The organism is Pantoea sp. sgz302252 (genome assembly GCF_042610525.1).
In the GTDB taxonomy this organism is placed as follows: domain Bacteria; phylum Pseudomonadota; class Gammaproteobacteria; order Enterobacterales; family Enterobacteriaceae; genus Erwinia.
Genome location: NZ_JBHDVM010000001.1, coordinates 396,864 through 412,017, shown reverse-complemented (window position 1 = coordinate 412,017; position 15,154 = coordinate 396,864). Strand labels below are relative to the sequence as shown.

The following is a 15,154-nucleotide window of genomic DNA, read 5'->3' as shown; positions in this document are numbered from 1 at the left end:
CATTTTCCCCTTTGTCACCTCACAGGATATGAATTTGCCATCCCCTGCAGGCGCTGACTCTGCTATAAAAAGGCTTTCGCTTAACGTTTACGGAGTCGCTATGCATTTGCACCATCCTCGTCCACGTCGCGGCAAGCTCAACGCCGAACGCCGTCGCTACGGTAGCAGCGTATTGGGCGCGCCTTTGTTGTGGTTCCCCGCTCCGCAAGGTGACAGCGAAAGTGGGCTGATTCTGGCTGGTACCCACGGCGACGAAACGGCGGCGGTAATTACGCTTTCCTGTGCCATGCGGACTTTGCAGGAAAATCACCGGCGGCACCATGTGGTGCTGGCCGTCAACCCCGATGGCTGTCAGTTTGGCCTGCGGGCCAACGCCAGCGGCGTCGATTTAAACCGTAACTTTCCGGCGGCAAACTGGCTGCCGGGCGAAACAGTTTACCGCTGGAACAGCGCGGCGGATGAGCGCGACGTAACGCTTTCAGCGGGCGAAAATGCGGGTTCGGAACCTGAAACCCAGGCGCTGTGCACGCTTATCCATCAGCTCGATCCGGCGTGGGTGGTGAGTTTTCATGAGCCCCTGGCCTGTGTGGAAGATCCTCAGGGCAGTGAAATCGGCGGCTGGCTGGCGCAAAAGCTGGCGCTGCCGCTGGTGACCTCGGTCGGCTATGCCACGCCAGGCTCGTTCGGCAGCTGGTGCGCCGATCTGAGCCTGCCGGTGATTACCGTCGAACTGCCGCCGGTTTCGGCCGACGAAGCCAGCGAAAAATATCTGGATGCGCTGGTGGAGCTATTGAGCAAATCCTTCTGAAAGCACGATTTTGCCGCAGCGAAAGTCCAGCGCGCCTGTGGCGTCCTGCGCCAGCCAGGTCGGGCCGTCCAGGTCGACGAATCGCGCGCCGCTCGTTAATGGCAAAGCTGCGCTGATGGCCCTGGAGGTGCAGAGCATACAGCCCAGCATCACCTCCAGCCCGGCCGCCTGAGCAGCAGCGGCCAGCGCCAGCGCTTCCGTCAGGCCGCCCGTTTTGTCCAGTTTGATATTAACCATCTCATAACGGCCAGCCAGCTGCGGCAGGCTTTCCCGCGTATGGCAGCTTTCATCGGCGCAGATTGGCAAAGGATGAATAAAGTTTGCCAGCGGCGCATCCTCCGCTGCCGGCAAAGGTTGCTCAAGCATAGCAATCCCGAGGTCGGCCAGTAGCTGGCAGCGCGCCGCCAGGCCTTCGCTGTGCCAGGATTCGTTCGCATCCACAATTAACGTTGCCTCCGGAACGGCAGCACGAATAGCGACCAGCCGCTCGGTGATTAGCGCATTGTCCATTTTAATTTTCAGCAGTCGGGCGCCGTTTTGCCACAGCGCCAGCGCGCCGCTGGCCATGACCTCCGGCGAGTCGATGCTGACAGTCTGCGCCATTTCTACCGAGACGGGACGAACGACATCGGTTAACCGCCAAAGATCGCTATTTAATTTTTGGGATTCAAGATCCCACAATGCCGAATCGACAGCGTTGCGCGCTGCGCCAGCCGGTAGCGCATGTTGTAACTGCTCACGCGTCATTCCCTGTTCCAGTTTGTCGAGCAGCGAGGTAATTTGCGCCTGCACTGAGGCTGCCGTCTCGCCATAGCGCGCATAAGGCGTGCATTCGCCAATGCCGGTCAGGCCCTCTTCTTCCAGCGAAACTACCACCACGCCAACCTCGCTACGGCCGCCGCGTGCGATAACAAAGGGAACGCGTAACGGCCAGACTTCCGGCCAGACTTTGACTCTTCTCATTAGCGCTTCCTTTTAGCAGAGAAATTTTCCTTCAACACCCTGGTCACTTCAGGAATATTTTAGCAATGAAGCGGGAAATATTTTGCTTTTACCTGTTGGAGTTTAGCGCCATGTCATACACTCTGAACTTAATTTACTGCGCTTAAGGAAAGGTTATGACTCAGACTGTCCATTTTCAGGGTAACCCGGTTGCCGTTGCTGGCGAGCTGCCGAAGCCGGGCCAGACCGCTAAACCCTTTACGCTGGTCGCGAAAGATTTTTCCGATGTATCGCTTTCCCACTATGCGGGCAAGCGCAAGATACTGAATATTTTCCCGAGCGTGGATACCGGTATCTGCGCCGCCTCGGTGCGTAAGTTCAACGAGCTTGCCGCCAAAACAGATAATGCCGTGGTGCTGTGTATCTCTTCCGATCTGCCTTTCGCCCAGTCTCGCTTCTGCGGCGCAGAGGGATTGAATAATGTGGTTACGCTCTCTACGCTGCGCGGCGCGGCGTTTAAAGAGGATTACGGCGTGGCGCTGAATGATGGCGCTTTAAAGGGCCTGACGGCCCGTGCGGTAGTGGTGCTGGACGAGCAGGATAAGGTGCTGTACAGCCAGCTGGTAGATGAGATCGCCACCGAGCCGGACTACGATGCCGCGCTGGCCGTACTGAAGTAATGTATATTTTTTGGCCGGCTTCAGGCCGGCTTTTTGCTTGTAAATATGGGGTACAAAGGGGATATGTATTAGGCCCCGGGCTAATTAATCTATCATTCACCTGCCAATTATTACCTTTCCAGCCTTGGGTTATCTCAAAAAATCAGTAAAGCAACCTTCATTATTAGCGCCAACCTTTTATAATATTTTTAAAATAACCTGCCTGGTCAAAAACTCACTCCACTAAATGACTTCATAAAATCGTTCTATTAACCCCAAATACCTATTATTATCTGCATGTCTCGGCGTTACCGCAGGAAATCAAACCGTGTTGCCCATAAAATTCTAAATTCATAGTAGGCAACCTTATGTTTAATATTCACATCATTAACTATATGTCACTTTCAAAAGAAAAAGCCAAAGATCTTTTCTCTCTGAGAAAAGCGACGTTTGCTGACAGACTCGGATGGGCTGTTACCAGTGAAAACGGTCTGGAAAGAGATGTATTTGACGGTATAGATACTAATTACGTTCTTGGAATCATGAATGAGGAAATAATATGCGGCACTCGACTTATAGCGATGAGCAATAAAAATATGCTTGAGAGCGCTTTTGCTGTTTTTTTTAAAAACGCCAAAATTCCGCCAGGCTGTTATGTTGAATCCACGCGATTTTTTGTTGATAAAAAGAGGGCAAAGGAGCTATTAGGTTATCATTATCCTGTTACTCTGACGCTTTTTTTATCCTTAATCAATTTTGCACAGCAACATGATTACGATGGTATAATAGCCGTTGCCAGTCATGCGATGATGCATATAATCAGGCAGTCAGGATGGCATGTAACAATATTGGATACAGGTTTATCGGAGAAAAATGAACCTGTCTACTTATTGCTAGGACACGTCGATTATATTAGTTGTAAGAATTTGAAAGAAAAAATCCTTACGGGCAAAAATACTTTGACAGAGCGCTTATTAGATAGCTGGCCTCTTGTTTCAAAAGATATCTAATAGCTAATTAACCGGTTTCACGAGTTGAAGTTCCACGCCGAGACGCACCGCATGCCTTGCATTAGTGACACCTAATTTTTTGACTATGTTTGTCATATGGAATTTGACGGTAGTGGTTTTAAGACCCAAAATAATACCGATTTCTGGATAAGTTTTTCCAATACTTGCCCAATATAATATTTCGTTTTCTCTTTCCGTAAAAAGGTTGCTATTAGCGTTCGTCTTATCTACTTCATCTGATAAGAGCATTAAAGCCAGGTATTTTTCATGTACCATAGCCAATAATAAATCAATTTTGCCTTTATTTTCAGTAAAGCACTTCTCGATCTGATCCTTTTTTTCAGGATCAATAATAAATGACAATGTAGCTAAATTGTTTTTATAGTCGTGCAGAACAAAAGTATAGCCATTAATCACACCATGTTTTTTTGCTTTGAGAAATATTTCAGACAGGTCAAAATCCTTACCTATTTTTATTTTTTCATCCCATGAAAAGGGCGTTAACCGATTTAATGCAGTAATGACAACCGGATCAGTGTATTGCAAACTATTATCCTGATAATGTCTGACCCATTCATCTGGATAGTTAGTGACATGAAATATGTTTGACATGTTTTTTTTATGGAGAACTACATAGGCCCATGTTAAATCCCCAAACTCCTCCAGCGCCGTTTTAAGATATTCTTTAAGAATAGCGCCAAGGTGAAATTCCTTCTTCATTGTTAACAATCTCCACTAGCCAGAGGGTAATAAGCCAAGTTTTATGCAGAATAAGCTTGCATGCTCACATAAAACCATATCATTAAGAGTAAATGAAAAATACAGCTTACCAATCATAGTTGCAACTGAAATTTTGGATTCCCTTTTGAAATTTAGTTATTGTTCTTGCCCAATTTTGGCAGTTCAACTGTCTCAGACTCTACTGCAATATTTTCAACCAAATCTAACCTTTTTTAAGGGTAAAAATCTATGAAATTGCTCTTCCAGGCTGCAATCGTCGAGCTAAAAGGCCGGGGTAAAAACGAGCAGCAACCTTCAATAAAGGTGACTGCTCTTTTTATCTCGAAATAGTTTCATCTTTTTAGTAAAAAAAATTTAACTGATTTGCTATTTACCTTCGCCCTCAGCTTTTTTACTCAGACCATATTCGCGCAGCTTATTAGCGATAGCGGTATGGGATACGCCAAGACGCTTAGCCAGTTTGCGAGTGCTGGGATAGGAAAGATAGAGTTTGGTCAGTACCGAACGCTCAAAGCGGCTGGTAATATCGTCCAGCGATCCTTCCATCGCCTCCTCGCCCAGCTGTATATCCATCGTAAACTCTGGCAGAACAATATCCTGCGGGCGCAGCTCGTAGCCTTCCAGCTGGGTCAGCGCGCGGTAAAGCACATTTTTTAGCTGGCGTACGTTGCCGGGCCAGGTGTAACGGCTAAGGAAAGCGTTTAGCTGCAAAGAGAGTTTAGGACGAGCGACGCCCTGCTCGTCGGCGAAACGGGCGACAAACATTTCCGTGAGCGGCAGGATGTCCTGCGGACGATCGCGCAGCGGCGGCAGGTTCAGCGTCAGCACGTTCAGGCGATAGAAGAGATCCTCGCGGAACTCGCCGCGCTGCACCATCTCCGTCAGGTTTTTCTGCGTGGCGCAGATGACCCGCACGTTTACATGTACCTCATGCTCCTCGCCTACCCGTCGGAAAGTGCCGTCGTTCAAAAAACGTAGCAATTTAGTCTGCATGCGCGGCGACATTTCACCGATTTCGTCCAGCAGCACCGAGCCGCCGTTAGCCTGCTCAAAAAAGCCTTTTTTGCCTTCCAGCGCGTTAGGATAGGCACCCGGCGCGTGACCAAACAGTTCGCTTTCCGCTACGTCGTCCGGCAGCGAGGCGCAGTTCAGCGCCAGGAAAGGTTTTTTGCCACGCGCGCTGCGCAGATGGCAGGCGCGCGCCAGCATATCTTTGCCGGTGCCGGTATCGCCCACGATAAGCAGCGGCGCGTCGAGCATTGCCAGCTTACGCGCCTGCTCCACCACCTGGCGCATTTTAGGCGTCACCGCCACAATATGCTGAAAGTCGCTGTCATCATTGACCGCCAGGTTTTGCAGCTGCTGGCCCATCCTGGCGGTAGATTTCAGCATCACCACCGCGCCAGCCGGGCTGCCCGCCTGTTCATTCTCGCCGGTGGTGAAAACCGGGGTAATTTCCATCAGGAAATCGCGCCCGTGTATGACGACATGCTGTGCCTGCGGCTCAATACGGTCGTTTTCCAGCCAGCGCTGAAAGTTGAAACCGCTGATTAACGCGCCTGCGCCGTAATTGCGCATTTTCTCTTCGTTCAGGGCAAATAACGCCTGTGCCGCCGGGTTCGCCAGCTCGATTTTGCTTTTCATATCGATGGAAAAAACCGGCTCCGGCAGCGCCACCAGCAGCGCGCTTAGCGCACGGTGTTCGCGTTCAGAAGGCAGGAACGCCACGGTGCGCACATCCGTTACGCTGGGAATACGGCGGATCTCCGCCATCAGCTGGCTGAACTGCTCAAAAGGCACAGCGGAGAAATTAAGGTAGATGCGACCGACGGGGGCAATCTCGATGCCGCGCAGGTCAATGTTTCTTTCAACCAGCAGATCGAGCAGTTCACGGGTCAGACCAAGACGATCCTGACAGAAGACTTCCAGACGCATGTAAAAACCTTTATTCATTCCGGGCGGATGTTAATAATACCCCATAGAGGCAAGGGCCAGAAGCATCCTGGCACGGAAAGTTTACGGTTGCCTATTTCTGCAACGTCTCTTTGAGTTTTACCATTAAATCGCGACGGAAATCGCCCAGTTTCGGCTTGTCGCCTTCCAGCCAGGGCAAAGGCCGGCATAGCTCCATGGTTTTGATGCCCAGCCTGGCCGTCAGCAACCCTGCGCCAATGCCCTGAGCGGCACGAGCGGAAAAGCGCGCGGCAAGATCCTGTGACATCCAGTCCATACCCACTTCTCTGATTAGCTCGGAAGCGCCCGCAAAAGCGATATTTAACAGCACCAGCCGGAACAGGCGAATACGGCTGAAGTAGCCCAGCTCGATGCCGTAAAGCGCCGCGATGCGGTTAACCAGCCGCAGGTTGCGCCAGGCGATAAATGCCATATCCACCAGCGCCAGCGGGCTAACGGCGATCATCAGCGTGGATTCGGCAGCACTACGCCCGATTTCCCGGCGCGCCTGGTTATCCAGCACCGGCTGGACTATTTGCGCATAGAGCGCCACCACTTCGCGATCGTTGTGCGTTTCGTGTAGCGCAGCATGCCAGCGCTGTAGCGCCGGGTTCCCCCGATCCAGCCCAGCCTGGCGGGCCAGCCGCTCACAAAATTCACGGCCTTTACCCATGCTCTGGCTGTTTAACAGCTCGCGGCCAATATCGCGCTCTTCTGCACGTTCTCGCAGCCGGTAAAGCCTGCGCCATTCGGCAATCAGCGAACCCGCTCCGGCGATAGCTATCAATCCGCCAGCCGCGCAGCCGCCTAAGGCAATCCAGTCCTGAGCCTGCCAGGCCTGGTATGTCCATTGCACGCCCTGCGCCACCACGCTTACGCCAAACAGCGCCAGCCCCGTTTTTACCAGCGTACGCCAGAGGCTACGTTTAGGGCGCAGCGCGGCTTCTACCGCTTTTTCGCCCGCGTCCTCTTCTTCCGCTTCCGGGACATCGGCGACAAACCCGGTTTCCTGCGGAGCGAAGACTCGGGCGGCTTTAATGGCTTCCTGCTGCTCCGCCGCCAGCGGCTGCGCGAAATCAATACGTGGTTTAAGCGGTGCGTTCATCGCAATTTATCTCCCAGTAAAAATTCCAGCGCCGCATCCAGGCGGATATGCGGCAAAGGCCTGTCCGTCTCCAGCTGCGGCCGGAACTGTTCAAAATGAAATCCCTGTTGCTGCCAGAAAGCACTGCCCGGCAGGCGCGGCGGCACTTCGCCCGGATAAACGGTCAGCGGCTCGTTGTCCGCCAGCCGGTGTCCGCGCAGCGCAGGAATTTTTTCGCCCTGGTGATCGACCAGCCCGCTTTGCGTTGCCTGTACCGCGGCCAGCCCCAGGCAATCCATTTCAATGCCTTCAAAGGCGGCATTTTGCCAGGCATCCTGTACCAGCTGCTGCAAAAGTGCCACCAGGTTTGTGTGCTGATCGTTGGTGACGTGATCGGATTTGGTAGCGGCGAACAGTAGTTTATCGATCACCGGTGAGAAAAGGCGGCGAAAAAGCGTGCGCTGGCCATAAGAGAAACTTTGCATCAGCTGCGTGAGCGCCAGCCGCATATCGTTAAAGGCCTGCGGCCCGCTGTTTAATGGTTGTAGGCAATCCACCAGCACGATTTGTCGGTCAAAGCGCAGGAAATGATTTTTGTAAAAACCCTTTACTACATGCTGGCAGTAATAGTGGTAACGTGCGCGCAGCATGCCGATGTTGCTGCCAGCATCCGCCTGCGCCAGCCTGGATTCGCCCGCCTCTTCCACCTCCGGCCATGGGAAAAATTGCAGCGCAGGTGCGCCTGCCATATCCCCAGGCAGCACAAAGCGGCCTGGCTGGATAAAATGCAGCCCTTCTTGCTTACACTTCAGCAGGTAGTCGGTCCAGGCCGCCGCAATTTCTGCCAGCCGGTTCTCATCCGCGGGCGCCAGCGGATCCAGGCCTTCGCATAGCCTGCGCCATTCTTCTGACCAAATCGCGCGATCGCCCTGCAACAGACCTGTCATCTGCCGCGACCAGCTTAAATAGTCCTGCGCCAGCATCGGCAGATCCAGCAGCCATTCACCCGGATAATCAACGATTTCCAGATAAAGCGTGGAGGTTTCTTTGAAATGGCGCAGCAGGGATTCACGCGACCGAAAGCGCAGCGCCAGGCGCATCTCGCTGACGCCGCGCGTTGGCGTTGGCCAGGCTGGCGGTTCGCCGTAAAGCTGCGCCATGCCTTCATCATAGGTAAAACGCTGGATTCCCATGTCGCGCTGCGGCACGCGTTTTACGCCCAGCAGACGGCCATCGCGTGCGGCGGAGAACATCGGCAGACGCGCGCCTGCATTAACGTTAAGTAACTGGTTTACCAGCGAGGTAATAAAGGCTGTTTTGCCGCTGCGGCTCAGGCCGGTAACCGCCAGGCGCAGATGACGATCCGCGCCGCGATCGATTAGAGACCGCAGCTCTGTTTGAAGTCGTTTCATGGGTCAGTATCCTTATGGCCGCTCCGTTTTGCGGTTCAGGATAGCATAGCCGCAACTCTCAGGGTTTGTGCCAGCGCGCCGTGGCTCCGCGTAGCGCACGGCGGATCAGTGGTTCCAGCGCCCAGGCCAGCACGATTTTCAGCGGGCGATGAGCAACCGCTTTTACCGCCCAGCCAGCCAGACCTGCCGGGCCGTAGCTTAACGCGCCCAGCAGCACGAATTTACCGGCCTTTTTCAGCGTGGACGCGGCGTTACGCTGTACAGCAGATTGCCAGTTACGCATTTTTATCTCCGGTAATTAGGGATTAAAGCTGACGGAAGCGGCTACGCACGCTGAAGGTCTCAGAAGTGACGTAGCGTTCAATATCCCGCAAATTTCCTTCACCGCCGCGCAATTCCGCCTCCAGTTTGTCCAGCAGCATATGTGCCGTGGGCGCCTGTTCCTGCTGCTCTTCGCTTAGCGGTTTTTCATCCAGCACGAAGCCCAGAATAAAATAGGCCACCAGGGTAATCATAAACAGCCCGAAAATCATCGACAGTATTACCATGACGCGCACCAGCCGTACCGGAATATCGAAATAGTCCGCGATACCGGCGCAAACGCCTTTTACATGGCCGCGCGAAGGTATGCGATAAAGCTTTTTGCCGCTCATGGCTGCCTCCAGTTGGGATGTTCGGCATCCAGAATGGCCTCCAGCGCCTGGATACGTTCGCGCATGCGGCGCGCATCCTGAGTCAGTTGCTGCAAGCGCTGCAGCTCGTCCTGCGACAGTGTGGCATCACTGTTATGACGGTTGCTGTAATGCAGCCATAGCCAGACGGGCGCGACAAACAGCATAAATATTGTCAACGGGATCGCCAGAAATAACGCGCTCATTCATTCTCCTTGAATTAAAAAGCCGGGCATTCCGTGGAATGCCGTCGGCAGAGTTACTCGCTACGGTTCATTTTTGCTTTCAGGGCAGCCAGCTGCTCTGAGATGGCATCATCAGCCTGTAGCTCGGCGAACTGCTGATCCAGGGTTTTCTGCTTACCGAAGCTGTGGCTTTCCGCCTCGGCTTCCATATGATCGATACGGCGCTCGAAGGATTCGAAACGCGCCATCGCCTCGTCGATTTTACCGCTGTCCAGCTGGCGGCGCACGTCACGAGAAGAGGAAGCGGCCTGGTGACGCAGCGTCAGCGCCTGCTGGCGAGCACGGGTTTCACCCAGTTTTTTCTCCAGCTCGCCGATTTCGCCTTTCATACGCAGCAGGGTTTCTTCAACCTGTTCTGCTTCGCGCGTCAGCGTGGCGGTTAAATCGCTTAGCTTCTGCTTTTCGATTAACGCGGCACGAGCCAGATCTTCTTTATCTTTCCGCAGCGCCAGCTCTGCTTTTTCCTGCCACTCTGCCTGTTGCAGCTCGGCCTGTTCGATGCGGCGCAGCAACTGTTTCTTTTCTGCCAGCGCGCGGGCAGAGGTAGAACGGACTTCCACCAGCGTGTCTTCCATTTCCTGAATCATCAGGCGCACCAGCTTCTGTGGATCTTCCGCTTTTTCCAGCAGCGAATTGATGTTGGCGTTCACGATGTCGGCAAAACGAGAAAAAATACCCATAATAGTGTTCCTCTGATTAATTGTATGTTGCTGCTATTACTATTCAAAGCGCGTGCCAACTTTTATCTTTTTGATTTTGCTGCACTATAGCAATTTACAGGCGCGATGAAATTGCTTAAGGTGGCGTAATTAACCAACATCTGGTGAAAATAATGGATAAAGAAACGCTGCTGGGCGAGTCAAATCACTTTCTCGAGGTGCTGGAGCAGGTTTCCCGCCTGGCGCCGCTAAATAAACCGGTATTGGTCATCGGCGAGCGCGGCACCGGCAAGGAGTTGATCGCCAGTCGGCTTCACTATCTTTCCGAACGCTGGCAAGGGCCGTTCGTCTCGCTGAACTGCGCGGCACTCAACGAAAGCCTGCTGGATTCCGAACTCTTTGGGCATGAAGCGGGCGCTTTTACCGGCGCGCAAAAGCGTCATTTGGGCCGCTTCGAGCGGGCCGACGGCGGCACCCTGTTTCTGGACGAGCTGGCAACAGCGCCGATGCTGGTGCAAGAAAAGCTGCTGCGGGTTATTGAGTATGGTCAGCTGGAGCGCGTTGGCGGCAGCCAGCCGTTGCAGGTCAACGTGCGGCTGGTATGCGCCACTAACGCCGATTTACCGCAGCTTGCCGAAACGGGGCATTTTCGTGCCGATTTATTGGACAGGCTCGCCTTCGACGTTGTACAACTGCCGCCGCTGCGCGAGCGCCGTGACGATATTCTGGTGATGGCAGAACATTTTGCTATCCAGATGTGCCGTGAGCTGGGGCTGCCTTTTTTCCCGGGCTTTACCCCACGGGCGCAGCAAACGCTGCTGGCCTATAGCTGGCCGGGCAACGTACGCGAGCTGAAAAACGTGGTTGAGCGCTCCGTCTATCGCCACGGCGACACTGAAGAGGCGCTGGATGCGGTTATCCTTAATCCTTTCCAGCGAAGCTGGGCCGCGCCCGAAGAGGTGGCCGCCGCTGATTCTCTGCCCACGTTGCCGCTGGATTTACGCCGCTGGCAGCATCAGCAGGAACAAGATTTACTTCAGCGCAGCCTGGCTCAGGCCCGTTACAACCAGCGGCGCGCCGCCGACCTGCTTGGCGTCACCTATCATCAGCTACGCGCCATGATGAAAAAGCACAACGTTGAGATCAATGCTGATAGTGAAAACTAAGCGCTGAGCAGATCGCGCCAGATGGCGTAGTTCTCCGTATCAAAACAGACGATATTCACCTGCCCGATTTGCTCGCTTAGCCTGGCCGATATTGCTTCAAAGGCTATCTGCGCCGCCAGCGCTTTGGGGAAACCATAGATGCCGGTGCTGATATTAGGGAAAGAAACAGCGCTTATACGATGTTCCTCCACCAAATCAAGACAGCGATGGTAAGCGCTACGTAATACTTCCGCCTCGCCTTTCTCGCCGCCCTGCCAGACTGGCCCAACGGTATGAATCACGTATTTTGCCGGTAAATTGCCTGCGCCAGTAATCACCGCATCGCCCGGTTTGCAGCCACCCTGACGATCGCGTATAGCCTGGCACTCCGCCAGAATCGATTTACCGCCCGCGCGGTGTATCGCGCCATCCACGCCGCCGCCGCCCAGCAGCGAAGAATTAGCCGCGTTGACGATAGCTTCAACCGGGATTTGCGTGATATCGCCTTGTAGCAAATGAATTTTATCGGACATAAACGCCTCCTTTTCTTTGAGTATAGCCCGGCGGATAGCTCTCGCCGGGCGCGCGTTCTTATCCCTGCTGCTTGCGGTTAAATAGCCCGCGCAGCTTTTCCACGCCCACCAGTACAGAGACGAAAAAGAGCGGAACGAAGAAAATGGCCAGCAGCGTGCCGCTAATCATGCCGCCAAAGACGCCGGTGCCGATGGCGTGCTGGGTCGTGGCGCTGGCGCCGCTTGCCACCATCAGCGGCACTACGCCCAGGGTGAATGCCAGTGAAGTCATTAGTATTGGCCGCAAGCGCAATCGGGCCGCTCTGATGGTCGCTTTCAGAAGGTTGCCCTCTTCTTCGTAGATCTGTTTGGCAAACTCAACAATCAGAATGGCGTTTTTCGCCGACAGGCCGATGATGGTAATCAGGCCAACCTTGAAAAAGACATCGTTATACATATCCCGTAGCAGCACCGCACTGACAGCGCCCAACAGCCCGAGCGGAACCACCAGCATAACTGAAAACGGGATCGTCCAGCTTTCATAGAGCGCAGCCAGCACCAGGAAGACCACCAACATTGACAGCGCCATCAGCATCGGTGCCTGGGCAGCGGACTGCTGTTCCTGCAATGACTGGCCTGTCCACTCTACGGCAAAACCTGGCGGCAGCTGGCGAGCCAGCTTCTCCATTTCAGCCATCGCATCGCCTGTGGAGTAGCCAGGCGCAGCGGCACCCGCAATGCGGAAAGCCAGATAGCCCTGATAGCGAATTAGCTGCAACGGCGAAGTCTGCCATTCGCCGCGCACCACTTCCGACAGCGGCACCATGCCACCCGTTTTGTTGCGCACATAGAGCGAAAGCACGCTTTTTAACTGCATGCGGTAAGGCGCATCGGCCTGCACAATGACCTGCTGCATGCGGCCATTATTGGGAAAATCATTGACGTAGCTTGAGCCCATCGCGCCCGACAGGGTTTGGCTGATATCGCTGAACGAGACGCCTAACGCCTCGGCTTTTTGCCGGTCGATTTTCAGGTTGATGCTGCTGCCCTCCGGCAGGCCATCCGGATAGGCATAGGCCACCACAGGGCTTTGCGCCGCTGCGCCCAGCAGCATGTAAAGCGCCTGGTTCAGCGCCTGATAGCCGTGCCCGCCACGATCTTCCAGCCGCAGCGTAAAGCCTGACGAGTTGCCCAGTTCGGCAATGGGCGGCGGCAGCAAACTCATTACGGTGGCATCCGGCACGGCCTCCATCGCCTGCTGCACATAACCGGCCTCGCCCTGTGCCGTTGCGCCGTTGCGCGCCTGCCAGTCTTTAAGCATGGTAAACGCCAGCGCGGAGTTAGCGCCGGATCCGGCAAAGCTAAAGCCAAGCACTGAAATATTGCGATCGATGCCCGGACGGTTGCTGACAATACTTTCAAATTTTTCGATGACGTCTTCGGTACGTTCCAGCGTGGCATCGGACGGCAGCTGGATTGAGGTCATAAAATAGCCCTGATCTTCTTCCGGCAGAAACGCCGACGGCAGCGCGGAAAAGCCGAAAACCAGCGCGGCGCAGAGCGCGACGTAAAGCAGCAGCATCCGACCGGTTTTCTTCAGCAATTTGCCCAGCCAGGACTCATAGCGCTGCGACAGACGATCGAACCCGCTATTAAAGGCGCTGAAAAAGCGGCCTTTTTTATGCGATTGTGCGGTCACTGGCTTTAGTAACGTGGCGCAGAGAGCTGGCGTCAGGCTCAACGCCAGGAAAGCGGAAATCAGAATGGAAACCGCCATTGATAGCGTAAACTGGCGATAAATAATGCCGACGGATCCGCTTGCCAGCCCCATAGGAATAAAGACGGCAGTCAGCACCAGGGTGATCCCTATTACTGCGCCGGTGATTTCCCGCATCGCTTTTTCTGTGGCTTCGCGCGGCGATAGCCCCTCTTCCGCCATAAGCCGCTCGACGTTTTCGACCACGACTATGGCATCATCCACGATGATGCCAATAGCCAGCACCATACCGAACATAGTGAGCACATTGATGGAAAACCCGCTGAGCAACATCACGGTAAAGGTGCCGAGCAGTGCGACTGGCGCAACGATAGCGGGAATAAAGGTGTAGCGAATGTTTTGTAAAAACAGAAACATCACCACGAATACCAGCGCCATCGCTTCCAGAAAGGTATGCAGTACCTTTTCAATGGAGATTTTTACAAACGGCGAGGTATCGAAAGGTACGGAAAAAGTCATGCCTGGCGGCATAGCGCTTGCCAGATCTTTGAGCCTTGCCTGCACCGCTTCCGACGTTTTCACCGCGTTAGCGCCTGGCGAAAGCTGGATAGCCGCAGCGGTGGAAGGCACGCCGTTCTCCCGGGTAGAGAATGAGTATGTCTGCAGGCCCAGCTCAACCCTTGCCACATCGCCCAGCTTTACCCTGGATCCATCCGTATTGGCTTTTAAAGTAATCTGGCGAAACTCTTCCGGCGTGCCGAGCTGACCGCTAACCGTCAGCGGGTAACCAGTACGCTGACCAGGGACGCTGGGCGCATCGCCAATTTGGCCCGGCGCAATTTGCGCGTTCTGCTCGCCTATAGCTGCCGTAACATCGCTGACTGTCAGGTTGTAAGCAACCAGCTTGTGCGGATCCAGCCAAACGCGCATCGCTTTCTCTGCGCCAAAGGCCTGTACCTTGCCAACGCCTTCGACTCGCCTTAGCTCATCGGTCATATTGCGGGCGAAATAATCGCTTAAATCAGCGGCGGAAAAAGCGCCGTTTGGTGAATTAAGCCCCACGATCATCAGAAAGTTTGAGGTGGCCGCTTCCACGGTCAGCCCATACTGCCGCACGGTCTGCGGCAGGCGCGGCTCAATTACTTTTATCTGGTTCTGGACATCGACCTGAGCCAGCCTGATATCAGTGCCGGGTTTGAAGGTGACGGTAATAGTCGCCATGCCGGAAGTATCGCTGGAGGATTCGAAATAGAGCAGATCGTCCACGCCGGAAAGCTCGCGTTCAATCAGCGAGATCACTGACTCGTTCATAGTTTGCGGCGTAGCGCCCGGATAGCTGACGGTAATCGAGACGCTGGGCGGCGCTACTGACGGATACTGCGCGATGGGCAACTGTGGAATGCTGATCAGCCCAAAAAGCACGATAAAAATGGCAATAACCCAGGCAAACACCGGGCGATGGATAAAAAATTGCGACATCAAAGATTCCTTTCGTTAGGTTGGGTCGTGCAGCGATAATCCGCCAGGCATAAAATAGACCTTCCGCATTGCGTTTCCGTGCAGCTTTTATGGAGATTGCATGGAGATTAAAAAGAA

Annotated in this window: 15 protein-coding genes; 4 read left to right on the top strand and 11 right to left on the bottom strand. The window is 54.0% G+C overall.

The features are described from left to right. The first annotated feature begins 100 nt into the window (after positions 1-100). Positions 101-808 carry a murein tripeptide amidase MpaA gene (gene mpaA / locus ACETPC_RS01925; protein ID WP_380178108.1) on the top strand — a complete coding sequence of 236 codons (708 nt, stop codon included), beginning with the start codon at positions 101-103 and terminating at the stop codon, positions 806-808. On the opposite strand, the gene ycjG is transcribed toward mpaA, so the two are convergent. Further along, the gene (gene ycjG / locus ACETPC_RS01920) at positions 788-1,771 is read right to left on the bottom strand and encodes an L-Ala-D/L-Glu epimerase (RefSeq protein WP_380178106.1); all 984 of its coding nucleotides are present in this window, start codon (positions 1,769-1,771) and stop codon (positions 788-790) included. The genes mpaA and ycjG overlap by 21 nt on opposite strands. Positions 1,772-1,926: 155 nt before the next feature. Here ycjG and tpx point away from each other — a divergent pair, with 155 nt between their 5' ends. Together tpx and ACETPC_RS01910 are read left to right on the top strand one after the other, a co-directional pair. Then, the gene (gene tpx / locus ACETPC_RS01915; RefSeq protein ID WP_380178104.1) at positions 1,927-2,430 is read left to right on the top strand and encodes a thiol peroxidase; all 504 of its coding nucleotides are present in this window, start codon (positions 1,927-1,929) and stop codon (positions 2,428-2,430) included. Positions 2,431-2,777: 347 nt separating this feature from the next. Then, positions 2,778-3,419: an acyl-homoserine-lactone synthase gene (locus tag ACETPC_RS01910; protein WP_380178102.1), complete on the top strand. Its 642-nt coding sequence runs from the start codon at positions 2,778-2,780 to the stop codon at positions 3,417-3,419. 3 nt (positions 3,420-3,422) lie between these two features. Here the strand turns inward: ACETPC_RS01910 and ACETPC_RS01905 are convergent, their stop codons facing one another. From ACETPC_RS01905 to pspA, 8 genes are all read right to left on the bottom strand, one after another. After that, positions 3,423-4,139, bottom strand: coding sequence for a LuxR family transcriptional regulator (locus ACETPC_RS01905; RefSeq protein WP_380178100.1), 717 nt, complete (start codon positions 4,137-4,139; stop codon positions 3,423-3,425). Positions 4,140-4,526: 387 nt separating this feature from the next. Beyond that, on the bottom strand, positions 4,527-6,095 hold the full coding sequence (gene tyrR / locus ACETPC_RS01900; protein WP_380178097.1) for a transcriptional regulator TyrR: 1,569 nt from the start codon (positions 6,093-6,095) through the stop codon (positions 4,527-4,529). A gap of 91 nt (positions 6,096-6,186) precedes the next feature. Further along, complete coding sequence (locus tag ACETPC_RS01895) at positions 6,187-7,218, bottom strand: TIGR01620 family protein (RefSeq protein WP_380178095.1); 1,032 nt, start codon at positions 7,216-7,218, stop codon at positions 6,187-6,189. After that, positions 7,215-8,609 (bottom strand): YcjX family protein, encoded by a 1,395-nt coding sequence (locus ACETPC_RS01890; protein ID WP_380178093.1) that lies wholly within the window; start codon positions 8,607-8,609, stop codon positions 7,215-7,217. The genes ACETPC_RS01895 and ACETPC_RS01890 overlap by 4 nt, the downstream gene beginning before the upstream one ends. A 58-nt stretch (positions 8,610-8,667) precedes the next feature. After that, positions 8,668-8,892, bottom strand: a complete 225-nt coding sequence (gene pspD, locus ACETPC_RS01885; RefSeq protein WP_380178091.1) for a phage shock protein PspD — start codon at positions 8,890-8,892, stop codon at positions 8,668-8,670. 22 nt (positions 8,893-8,914) lie between these two features. Next, positions 8,915-9,262, bottom strand: a complete 348-nt coding sequence (gene pspC, locus ACETPC_RS01880; protein ID WP_380178089.1) for an envelope stress response membrane protein PspC — start codon at positions 9,260-9,262, stop codon at positions 8,915-8,917. After that, complete coding sequence (pspB, locus tag ACETPC_RS01875) at positions 9,259-9,486, bottom strand: envelope stress response membrane protein PspB (protein WP_380178087.1); 228 nt, start codon at positions 9,484-9,486, stop codon at positions 9,259-9,261. Before pspB ends, pspC begins: the two co-directional genes overlap by 4 nt. Before the next feature lie 53 nt (positions 9,487-9,539). Continuing rightward, a complete protein-coding gene (pspA, locus tag ACETPC_RS01870; RefSeq protein WP_380178085.1) occupies positions 9,540-10,205 on the bottom strand; it encodes a phage shock protein PspA in 666 nt (221 codons plus the stop codon). 152 nt (positions 10,206-10,357) lie between these two features. Here pspA and pspF point away from each other — a divergent pair, with 152 nt between their 5' ends. Further along, positions 10,358-11,350: a phage shock protein operon transcriptional activator gene (pspF, locus tag ACETPC_RS01865; protein ID WP_380178083.1), complete on the top strand. Its 993-nt coding sequence runs from the start codon at positions 10,358-10,360 to the stop codon at positions 11,348-11,350. Here pspF and ACETPC_RS01860 read toward each other — a convergent pair. Continuing rightward, positions 11,347-11,862, bottom strand: coding sequence for an O-acetyl-ADP-ribose deacetylase (locus tag ACETPC_RS01860; protein ID WP_380178081.1), 516 nt, complete (start codon positions 11,860-11,862; stop codon positions 11,347-11,349). The two genes, pspF and ACETPC_RS01860, sit on opposite strands and share 4 nt — an antisense overlap. A gap of 58 nt (positions 11,863-11,920) precedes the next feature. Continuing rightward, positions 11,921-15,037, bottom strand: coding sequence for a multidrug efflux RND transporter permease subunit (locus ACETPC_RS01855; RefSeq protein ID WP_380178079.1), 3,117 nt, complete (start codon positions 15,035-15,037; stop codon positions 11,921-11,923). Positions 15,038-15,154 lie beyond the last annotated feature (117 nt).

Excerpts from the sequence above, each read along its gene's own strand:
- ACETPC_RS01855 (WP_380178079.1), bottom strand. The coding sequence starts at position 15,037 with ATGTCGCAATTTTTTATCCATCGCCCGGTGTTTGCCTGGGTTATTGCC.
- tpx (WP_380178104.1), top strand. The coding sequence starts at position 1,927 with ATGACTCAGACTGTCCATTTTCAGGGTAACCCGGTTGCCGTTGCTGGC.
- pspD (WP_380178091.1), bottom strand. The coding sequence starts at position 8,892 with ATGCGTAACTGGCAATCTGCTGTACAGCGTAACGCCGCGTCCACGCTG.
- ACETPC_RS01860 (WP_380178081.1), bottom strand. The coding sequence starts at position 11,862 with ATGTCCGATAAAATTCATTTGCTACAAGGCGATATCACGCAAATCCCG.
- pspF (WP_380178083.1), top strand. The coding sequence starts at position 10,358 with ATGGATAAAGAAACGCTGCTGGGCGAGTCAAATCACTTTCTCGAGGTG.
- tyrR (WP_380178097.1), bottom strand. The coding sequence starts at position 6,095 with ATGCGTCTGGAAGTCTTCTGTCAGGATCGTCTTGGTCTGACCCGTGAA.
- pspB (WP_380178087.1), bottom strand. The coding sequence starts at position 9,486 with ATGAGCGCGTTATTTCTGGCGATCCCGTTGACAATATTTATGCTGTTT.
- pspA (WP_380178085.1), bottom strand. The coding sequence starts at position 10,205 with ATGGGTATTTTTTCTCGTTTTGCCGACATCGTGAACGCCAACATCAAT.
- pspC (WP_380178089.1), bottom strand. The coding sequence starts at position 9,262 with ATGAGCGGCAAAAAGCTTTATCGCATACCTTCGCGCGGCCATGTAAAA.
- ACETPC_RS01895 (WP_380178095.1), bottom strand. The coding sequence starts at position 7,218 with ATGAACGCACCGCTTAAACCACGTATTGATTTCGCGCAGCCGCTGGCG.
- ACETPC_RS01910 (WP_380178102.1), top strand. The coding sequence starts at position 2,778 with ATGTTTAATATTCACATCATTAACTATATGTCACTTTCAAAAGAAAAA.
- ycjG (WP_380178106.1), bottom strand. The coding sequence starts at position 1,771 with ATGAGAAGAGTCAAAGTCTGGCCGGAAGTCTGGCCGTTACGCGTTCCC.
- ACETPC_RS01890 (WP_380178093.1), bottom strand. The coding sequence starts at position 8,609 with ATGAAACGACTTCAAACAGAGCTGCGGTCTCTAATCGATCGCGGCGCG.
- mpaA (WP_380178108.1), top strand. The coding sequence starts at position 101 with ATGCATTTGCACCATCCTCGTCCACGTCGCGGCAAGCTCAACGCCGAA.
- ACETPC_RS01905 (WP_380178100.1), bottom strand. The coding sequence starts at position 4,139 with ATGAAGAAGGAATTTCACCTTGGCGCTATTCTTAAAGAATATCTTAAA.